At 74.7% G+C, this 8,548-nt stretch carries 9 protein-coding genes; 5 read left to right on the top strand and 4 right to left on the bottom strand.

Annotated features, from left to right (window positions below):
- The first annotated feature begins 171 nt into the window (after positions 1-171).
- Positions 172-966, top strand: a complete 795-nt coding sequence (locus tag EAD89_RS29255; RefSeq protein ID WP_121653162.1) for a hypothetical protein — start codon at positions 172-174, stop codon at positions 964-966.
- 133 nt (positions 967-1,099) lie between these two features.
- On the opposite strand, the gene EAD89_RS29250 is transcribed toward EAD89_RS29255, so the two are convergent.
- The 4 genes from EAD89_RS29250 to fabG form a co-directional block, all read right to left on the bottom strand.
- On the bottom strand, positions 1,100-1,879 hold the full coding sequence (locus tag EAD89_RS29250) for an HAD-IIA family hydrolase (RefSeq protein WP_121653161.1): 780 nt from the start codon (positions 1,877-1,879) through the stop codon (positions 1,100-1,102).
- The gene (locus EAD89_RS29245) at positions 1,872-2,924 is read right to left on the bottom strand and encodes a ferrochelatase (protein WP_121653160.1); all 1,053 of its coding nucleotides are present in this window, start codon (positions 2,922-2,924) and stop codon (positions 1,872-1,874) included. The genes EAD89_RS29250 and EAD89_RS29245 overlap by 8 nt, the downstream gene beginning before the upstream one ends.
- A 101-nt stretch (positions 2,925-3,025) precedes the next feature.
- Positions 3,026-3,793: an enoyl-ACP reductase FabI gene (gene fabI, locus EAD89_RS29240; protein ID WP_074312674.1), complete on the bottom strand. Its 768-nt coding sequence runs from the start codon at positions 3,791-3,793 to the stop codon at positions 3,026-3,028.
- Between the two features lie 36 nt (positions 3,794-3,829).
- A complete protein-coding gene (fabG, locus tag EAD89_RS29235) occupies positions 3,830-4,534 on the bottom strand; it encodes a 3-oxoacyl-ACP reductase FabG (RefSeq protein WP_121653159.1) in 705 nt (234 codons plus the stop codon).
- Positions 4,535-4,689: 155 nt separating this feature from the next.
- On the opposite strand from fabG, the gene EAD89_RS29230 reads away from it, so the two are divergent.
- The 4 genes from EAD89_RS29230 to EAD89_RS29215 form a co-directional block, all read left to right on the top strand.
- Positions 4,690-5,928, top strand: coding sequence for a sensor histidine kinase (locus EAD89_RS29230; RefSeq protein WP_147458892.1), 1,239 nt, complete (start codon positions 4,690-4,692; stop codon positions 5,926-5,928).
- Positions 5,925-6,587 (top strand): response regulator transcription factor, encoded by a 663-nt coding sequence (locus EAD89_RS29225; RefSeq protein WP_121653157.1) that lies wholly within the window; start codon positions 5,925-5,927, stop codon positions 6,585-6,587. The genes EAD89_RS29230 and EAD89_RS29225 overlap by 4 nt, the downstream gene beginning before the upstream one ends.
- Positions 6,588-6,686: 99 nt before the next feature.
- Positions 6,687-7,592, top strand: a complete 906-nt coding sequence (locus EAD89_RS29220) for an alpha/beta hydrolase (RefSeq protein ID WP_121677937.1) — start codon at positions 6,687-6,689, stop codon at positions 7,590-7,592.
- Positions 7,589-8,548 (top strand): acyltransferase family protein (locus EAD89_RS29215; RefSeq protein WP_121677936.1); only part of this gene is annotated, 960 nt, incomplete at its 3' end. The genes EAD89_RS29220 and EAD89_RS29215, both read left to right, overlap by 4 nt.

Below are 8,548 nucleotides of genomic sequence, written 5' to 3'. Positions count from 1 at the left end.
GCTCTCCCCCGCTCTCCCCCGCTCTCCCCCGCCGATCTTGGAGTCGTGGTGCCTCGCAAATCGTCATGAACCAGCAGTGATTACCCACCACAACTACATGATCAACGCGGACGGCGGGCGGCCGGAGCGGCAGTCGAGACACGGCCGGTGATGACCACGTACCCTTTCGGCATGTCCACCCCCGCAACGGGCGCGGCCACACTCACGCCGCGCCGGTCGAGCCGGTTCGTCGCCTGGGTGCGCGCGTGGCGCGCCGGGTTGGTGCCGTACGACGAGGTCGCCGACGCCATCGCCGGCGACGAGGAGCACCTCGTTGCGGACGCCCCCGGCACCTGGACCGACGTCCCGCTGGGCGCCGCGCTGCCCACCCTGGCCAAGCTCTCCCCGGACGAGATCCGGCTGGTGCTGCCCGCGCCGGGCGACCCGCGGGGGCTGCCCGGTCCCGGCGACTTCGCCGGTGCGGCGCTGGTCGCCGGTGAGGCGGTGGTGGCCGGTTCGCTCGGGTTGATCCCGCAGGTCCGGTCGCACACCTCCGGCTCGGGGGACTGTTTCGAGACGGTGCTCTGGCGGGTCTACCCGCTGCCGGCGAACGCGCCCGCCGCCTCACTGTCGCTGCCCGGCGCCGCCGAGGCGGAGGCCGAGCTGGCCGCCGCGCTGGCCGAGACGACCGCCGCGCTGACCCGCCTCGACGTCGCCCAGTGGCGACCCGAGCTGGCCGGGGCGCTGGCCGCGCTGCGCCGCCCGGACGGCGCCACCGACCTGCCACCCGGCTTCGACCCGCGGGCCCGCCGGCTCTTCGCCCGCGCCGCGGTGCTCGACCGGGTGCTCGCGCTGGCCGGGCACGCCGCGCCCGGTGGCGCGATCAACAACTACGAGGCGCAGCAGCGCGACGCCGCGCTCCGCCCGCTCACGACGGCCTGCCGGCAGGCGCTGGTGGCCGCCTGCAACGCCCCACTGCGCCCCTGACGGGAGGCAACCTTGGTCGAGACCGCGGTCTTTCTGATATTCGCCACCGCCGAGATGCTGTTCTTCGTCTGGATGATCAGAGTGGTGCGCCGTCAGCACCGACACCTGGCAGCGGGCCGCCGAAACCGGCCGGTCACACTTCGTCGAGCAGATCCGCCACGGAGTTGACGATCCGGGACGGGCGGTACGGGTAGCGCTCCGCCTCGGTGCGGCTGCTGATCCCGGTGAGCACCAGGATGGTCTCCAGCCCGGCCTCCAGACCGCACAGGATGTCGGTGTCCATCCGGTCGCCGATCATCGCGGTGCTCTCCGAGTGCGCGTTGATGGTGTTCAGCGCCGAGCGCATCATCATCGGGTTCGGCTTGCCGACGAAGTACGGCTCGACCCCGGTCGCCTTGGAGATCATGGCGGCGACGGAGCCGGCGGCCGGCAGCGCGCCCTCCACGGACGGGCCGGTGACGTCGGGGTTGGTGCAGATGAACCGGGCCCCGTCGTTGATCAACCGGACCGCCTTGGTGATCGCCTCGAAGCTGTAGGTGCGGGTCTCGCCGAGCACCACGTAGTCCGGGGCGAAATCGGTGAGCACGTAGCCGACCGCGTGCAGCGCCGTGGTCAGCCCGGCCTCCCCGATCACGTACGCGGTGCCGCCCGGCCGCTGGTCCGCCAGGAACTGGCCGGTGGCCAGCGCCGAGGACCAGATCGACTCCTCCGGAACGTCCAGCCCCATCCGGCTCAGCCGGGCGGTCAGATCGCGCGGGGTGTAGATCGAGTTGTTGGTCAGCACCAGGAACGGCTTGCCGGACGAGCGCAGCCGGTTGATGAACTCCGGCGCTCCGGGCACCGGCTGGCCCTCGTGCACGAGCACGCCGTCCATGTCGGTCAGCCAGCTCTGCACGGGCTTACGGTCATGCATCAGTGCCTCCGGCAGGCGTCGGACGACGGGTCGGCACGCAGCACACGGTGGGGCAGGTGTCCCACATCGGCAGCTCGCCCAGGCGGCGGCGCAGCTGCGCGCCGTCCGGATCGGTCCGCTCGGTGACCAGCTCACGCACCATGGCCACGAAACGCGGGTCGATGCCCGGGGTGTCGGCCCGGACGAATTCCAGACCGAGCTGCTTGGCCGTCTCCAGCGCCTCGGTGTCCAGGTCCCACACCACCTCCAGGTGGTCGGAGACGAACCCGATCGGGCTGACCACCACCCCGGTGGTGCCGCTCTCGGCGAGGGTCGCCAGATGGTCGTTGATGTCCGGCTCCAGCCACGGCACCTGCGGCGGGCCGGAGCGGCTCTGCCAGACGAGGTCGTACGGCAGGTCGGGGGCGGCGGCCGCGGCCACCAGCCGGGCGGTCTCGTGCAGCTGCGCCTCGTACCGGCCGCCGTGCGGGCCGGCGTTGGCCGCCATCGAGCTGGGAATGGAGTGGGCGGTGAAGACCAGCCGGGTGGTGTCCCGCTTCGCCGGGTCGAGCTGGCCCAGGGCGGCCCGGACCGCGTCGACGTGCGGCTCGACGAAGCCGGGATGGTCCCAGAACTGGCGCAGCTTCTCGATCACCGGGGCGTCCGGGCCGACCGCGGCCCGGGCGGCGGCGATGTCCTCCTGGTACTGCCGGCAGGACGAGTAGCCGCCGTACGCGCTGGTGACGAACGCGAGCGCCCGCGTGACGCCGTCGTCGCGCATCCGGGTCACGGTGTCCGCGAGCAGCGGGTCCCAGTTGCGGTTGCCCCAGTAGACGGGCAGGTCGAGACCGTGTGCGGCGAAGTCGGCGCGCACGGCGGCCAGCAGGTCACGGCACTGCTGGTTGATCGGGGACACCCCGCCGAAGTGCTGGTAGTGCTCGGCGACCTCGGCCAGCCGCTCGGGCGGCACGCCCCGGCCCCGGGTCACGTTCTGCAGGAACGGCATCACGTCCTCGGGCCGCTCCGGCCCACCGAAGGACACCAGCACCACCGCGTCGTACGCCATGGGTCCATTCTTGCCCCACGGCCGGAACCGCCCGGCGACGCCCCCTGGTCCGACCCGCACAGATCACACGGGACGGCCCCTCGGGGCGCCGCCGGGGTACGTCAGGCGCCGATGGCGTGGTAGCCGCCGTCGACGTGCACGATCTCGCCGGTGGTCGCCGGGAACCAGTCGGACAGCAGCGCCAGGCAGGCCCGGGCGGCGGGCTCCTGGTCGGTGAGGCTCCAGCCCAGCGGGGCGCGCTCGGTCCAGGCGTCCTCGAACTGGTCGAAGCCGGGGATCGACTTCGCGGCGATCGTGCGCAGCGGCCCGGCGGCGACCAGGTTGCTGCGGATGCCCTGCTTGCCCAGGTGCAGCGCCAGGTAGCGGGACGCCGACTCCAGGCCGGCCTTCGCCACGCCCATCCAGTCGTACACCGGCCACGCCTTCGTCGCGTCGAAGGTCAGGCCGACCACCGCGCCGCCGGCGGACATCAGCGGCAGCGCCGCCATGGCCAGCGACTTGTACGAGAAGGTGGAGACGTGCAGCGCGGTCGCCACGTCCTCCCAGGGGGCGTCGAGGAAACCGCCGCCCAGGCAGCTCTGCGGGGCGAACCCGATCGAGTGCACGACGCCGTCGAGCCCGTCGACGTGCTCGCGGACCCGGTCGGCGAGGTTGGCCAGGTGCTCGGTGTTGGTCACGTCCACCTCGATCACCGGGGCGGGCTCGGGCAGCCGCTTGGCGATCCGCTCGACCAGGGAGAGCCGGCCGTAGCCGGTGAGCACGACCTGAGCGCCGTTCTCCTGGGCGAGCTTCGCCACCGAGAAGGCGATCGAGGCGTCGGTGATGACACCGGTGACGAGCAGCCGCTTACCGGCGAGCAGTCCGGACATCCGGGAATTCCTCCGTACGTTGTCGAGAAGCGCTGGTCAGTGGCCCATGCCGAGGCCACCGTCGACCGGGATCACGGCGCCGGAGATGTATCCGGCGGTGTCCCCGGCCAGCCAGGTGACCACCGCGGCGACCTCGTCCGGGCTGGCCATCCGGCCGGCCGGGATGGACTTGCGGATCTCCGCCTTGCGGTCCTCGGTCAGGACGGCGGTCATATCGGTGTCGATGAAGCCCGGCGCCACCACGTTGGCGGTGATGTTGCGGCTGCCCAGCTCGCGGGTGATCGAGCGGGCCACGCCGACCAGGCCGGCCTTGCTGGCGGCGTAGTTGACCTGCCCGGCGCCGCCGGAGAGGGCGACCACCGACGAGACGAAGATCATGCGACCCCACCGGGCCCGGAGCATCTTGCCGGAGGCCCGCTTGGCGCACCGGAACGCGCCGGTGAGGTTGGTGTCCAGCACCCCGGTGAACTGCTCCTCGGACATCCGCAGCAGCAGCGTGTCGTCGGTGATGCCGGCGTTGGAGACGAGCACCTCGACCGGCCCCAGCTCGGCCTCGACGGCGGTGAACGCGGCGTCGACCGAGGCCGCGTCGGTGACGTCGGCCCGCACCCCGAACAGCCCCTCGGGGGCGTCCCCGCTGCGGTGGGTCACCGCCACCCGGTCGCCCTGCTTGGCGAAGGCCTGCGCGATGGCCAGGCCGATTCCCCGGTTACCCCCGGTCACCAGCACGGTACGGGCCACGATTCCCCCTTGCGAATGGTCAGCACGGACGCGTCGGAGCCTAGGCGTTACCGGTAGGTAAGCGCTAACGGGAGTCGCGTCACACTGCGGTACGACACCGGGGTCAACCCCTGGTGGGACGCCCCACGGAGGTGCCGGCCCGTAGCCTCCCGGTGGTGAACCGGCAACCGATCGCCGCGGCCCTTGCGGCCCTACGGCAGACCCTGCTGGGCCCGGACACCCCGCCAGGTCGACCGCTGCTGGCCCGCTGGCCCAGGCTGGCCCGGTACGCCGCCCCGGTCGGGCTGCTCGCCGCGCTCGGCCTCTTCTGGATCACCGTCGCCGTGGAGAGCGACTGGGGCCTGCCGACGCCGATCGCGGTGCTGTTCGCGGTGATGACCGTGGCGCCGCTGCTGGCGCTGCCCCGGCGTCCGCTGCTGGCCTGGCGCCTGACGGTGCTGGCCCTGCTGGTGTGCACGTTCAACGCGCCCGCCGACATGCCCGGCCCGTGGACCCCGCCGCTGGCGCTCGGGTCGATCGCGGTGGTCGCGGTGGTCGTCGCGCGGGTCGACCGGCCGGTGCTGGCCTGGGTGGTGGCGATCACCGCGGTGCCGGTGCTCACGCTGGTGCGCGCCGAGCACCGGGCCGCCGTCCTGGCGCTGCTCGGCGCGCTGGCGATCGTCGGCGACCTGATCCGACGCAACCGGCTGTCCCGGCGCGCGCTGGCCGCGCAGACCGAGCTGAGCGAGCGGGAGCACGAACGCCGCGCGGTGCTGGAGGAGCGCACGCGGATCGCCCGGGAGCTGCACGACGTCGTGGCCCACCACATGTCGCTGATCGCCGTGCAGGCGGAGACCGCCCCGTACCGGCTGACCGACGTGCCGGCGCCGGCGGCCGCGGAATTCGTCGCCATCGCCGCCTCGGCCCGCGACGCGCTGACGGACATGCGGCGACTGCTGGGGGTGCTGCGCAGCGAGACGACCGGGCCGCAGACCGCGCCGCAGCCCGACCTGACCGACCTCGACGCGATGGTCGACGCGGCACGCCGGGCCGGGCTGCCGGTGACCCTGGACGCCGGACCGGCGGACGACGGGCAGGTGCCCGCGCCGGTCGGGCTGGCCGCGTACCGGATCGTGCAGGAAGGGCTGGCCAACGCGGCCCGGCACGCGCCCGGCGCCGCGGTGCGGGTCACCGTCCGCGCCGCTGCGACCACCCTGGCGGTACGCGTGCAGAACGCCCCGCCCGACGCGACCGACGTCCGGCCGGGCGCCGAGACCGACGCCGGGCACGGGCTGACCGGCATGCGGGAGCGCGCCGTCTCGCTCGGCGGTACGTTCACCGCCGGGCCACTGCCCGACGGGGGTTACGCGGTGGTGGCCGAGCTGCCGTACGAGGCGGAGGGCGGGGACCGATGATCAAGGTGCTGATCGCGGACGACCAGGCGATGGTCCGGCAGGGCTTCGGCGCGCTCCTCGCCGCCCAGCCGGACCTGCTGGTGGTCGGTGACGCCGCCGACGGCGCGCAGGCCGTCGCCGCCACCCGGCGGCTCGACCCGGACGTGGTGCTCATGGACGTACGGATGCCGGTGCTGGACGGGCTGGCCGCCACCCGCAAGCTGCTCGGCGACCGGTCCGCGCAACGCCCCCGGGTGCTCATCCTGACCACCTTCGACCTGGACGACTACGTGTACGAGGCGCTGCGCGCGGGGGCCAGCGGCTTCCTGCTCAAGGACGCCCCGGCGGCCGACCTGGTGCAGGCGGTGCGGGTGGTGGCGGCCGGCGACGCACTGCTCGCCCCGGCGGTCACCCGCCGGCTGATCGCCGAGTTCGCCGCCCGCCCGGACCGTCGCCGACCCCGCCCCACCGACCTGGCCGCGCTCACTCCTCGGGAGACCGAGGTGCTGCGGCTCATCGCCCGAGGTCGCAACAACACGGAGATCGCCGGCGACCTGGTGGTTGCCGAGCAGACGGTCAAGACGCACGTCGGGCGGATCCTGGCCAAACTCGGGCTGCGGGACCGCGCCCAGGCCGTGGTGCTGGCGTACGAGACGGGTCTGGTCGCCGCGGGCGAGTAGCTCCGCGGAGCCAGCCCGGCAACGGCTCCCCGGGACGACGCGCGAGCGCCACCCACCGGCGCACCCTGCCTCCGGACGACATTCCGGAGGGAGAACACGATGCGACGACGAGGTGCCGGCCGTCTGGCGCTGACCGCGCTGCTCGGCGTGAACCTGGTCCTGCCGACCCGACCCGATCCCGTGGCGGCCGCCGGGTTCGTCGAGGCGTACCCCGTCACGGCGGCGGCGATGCGCGCGGCCGGCCCGCCGTACGCGGACTGGGCGGCCGACGGACGCCGGTTCCTGACGTTCGACCCGCGCGGCGACGGCCGTGCCGTCGAGGTGCTCGGCGACCTGGCCGACGCGGACCGGATCGCGGTGCTGGTGCCCGGTGTCGGCAGCACGCTGGCCGACTTCGACCGTGGGCTGGGCGGGGTGGCGCGCCGTGCGCCGGCGGAGCAGGCCGGGCAGCTGTACCGGGAGCTGCGAAAGGCCGACCCGGCGGGGCGGGTCGCGGTGCTGGCCTGGCTCGGCTACGACCCGCCCGACGGGGTGTTGACCGCCGCCACCGGCGCCAGTGCCCGGCGGGGCGCCGACGGCCTGGCGGCACTGCTGCGGGAGCTGGCCGGGCGGCGCCCCGGGGCGGCGATCACCCTGATCGGGCACAGCTACGGGGCGCTGGTGGTGTCGCTGGCCGCGGCGGAGGCCCCGCCGCAGGTCGGTGACGTGGTCAGCCTCGGCGGTATCGGCGCCGGGGTGCAGCACGCCGACGAGCTGCGCGGCGGGCGGCGGTTCTGGGCGGGCGAGGCGCCCACCGACTGGATCCGGCGGGTGCCGTCGGTGCGGCTGCCCGGCCTCGGGTACGGCCGCCGTCCCGGCGACCCGGCGTTCGGCGCCCGGCCGCTGCCGGTGGGTGGGGTGGCCGGGCACGACGGCTACCTGGTGGCGGGCAGCGCCACGTTGGCCGCGGTGGCGGCGGTCGTGCTGGGCGGCGCCGACGTCGAGCGGGCCGGGAGCGCCCGGTGAGCCGCGACCGCGCGGTCGACGCGCTGCGGGCGTACGCCATCGGCGGGGTGGTGCTCGGGCACTGGCTGGTCACCGGCCTCGTGCTGGCCCCCGACGGCGGGCTGCGCCAGGCCAGCCCGCTGACCGCGCTGCCTGATCTGGCGCCGGTGACGTGGGTGTTGCAGACGCTCGGGTTGTTCTTCTTCACCGCCGGGTTCGGCTCGGCCCGGTCTCTGGCGCGCCGCAGGGGCGAGCCGGGCGGTTGGCTGGCCCGTCGGCTGCGCCGGCTGCTGCTGCCCGCGCTGGCGCTGCTCGGTGCGGGCGCCGCCATGCTGCTCGCCGCCACCGTCGCCGGGATCCCGGACGACACGCTCGCCGTCGCGCTGCGGCTCGCGGTCAGCCCGCTGTGGTTCCTGCTGCCGCTGCTGCTCCTCGTCGCGTCGACCGGTCCGCTGCGTGCCGCCCTCGCACGCTGGGGGGTGGTCCGCTGCGTCGCACCGGCGGTGGCCGTGGTGGCGGCGGCCGACCTGGCGGTCCGCCTGCTGCCGACCGGCACCGGCCTGCCGCCGGTCACCGTGCTGGCGGCCTGGGCGGTGCCGTACCTGCTCGGCCTGGCGCACGCGGAGGGGGGGTTGGTCGGCCGGAAGGTGGCGGGCGCGCTGGCCGGCGGCGGCGCCGCCGCGCTGGCCGCGCTGCTGGCGCTGGGCTATCCGGTCAGCGCGGTCGGGGTGCCCGGGGCGGGGGTGTCCAACCTGAACCCGCCGTCGCTGGTGGCGGTGGCGTTGGCGGTCACGCAGGTCGGGGTGGGGCTGCTCGCCCGGCCGGCGCTGGAACGGCTGCTGGCCCGCCCGTTGCCGGGCCGGGCGGTGACCGAGGTGAACCGCAACGCGGTGCGGATCTACCTGTGGCACCAGCCGGTTCTGGTCGCGGTGACCGCGCTCGCCGCCCGGGGTGGGGTGGCGCTGCCGGGGCTGCAC

Origin of the sequence: Micromonospora sp. BL4, assembly GCF_003667505.1 — a bacterium.
In the GTDB taxonomy this organism is placed as follows: Bacteria; Actinomycetota; Actinomycetes; order Mycobacteriales; family Micromonosporaceae; genus Micromonospora.
This window is presented reverse-complemented; position numbering and strand designations above follow the sequence as displayed.

Bases quoted from the DNA above. Each gene is read 5' to 3' on its own strand.
- EAD89_RS29220 (WP_121677937.1), top strand. From the start codon at position 6,687: ATGCGACGACGAGGTGCCGGCCGTCTGGCGCTGACCGCGCTGCTCGGC.
- EAD89_RS29255 (WP_121653162.1), top strand. From the start codon at position 172: ATGTCCACCCCCGCAACGGGCGCGGCCACACTCACGCCGCGCCGGTCG.
- EAD89_RS29250 (WP_121653161.1), bottom strand. From the start codon at position 1,879: ATGCATGACCGTAAGCCCGTGCAGAGCTGGCTGACCGACATGGACGGC.
- EAD89_RS29245 (WP_121653160.1), bottom strand. From the start codon at position 2,924: ATGGCGTACGACGCGGTGGTGCTGGTGTCCTTCGGTGGGCCGGAGCGG.
- fabI (WP_074312674.1), bottom strand. From the start codon at position 3,793: ATGTCCGGACTGCTCGCCGGTAAGCGGCTGCTCGTCACCGGTGTCATC.
- EAD89_RS29225 (WP_121653157.1), top strand. From the start codon at position 5,925: ATGATCAAGGTGCTGATCGCGGACGACCAGGCGATGGTCCGGCAGGGC.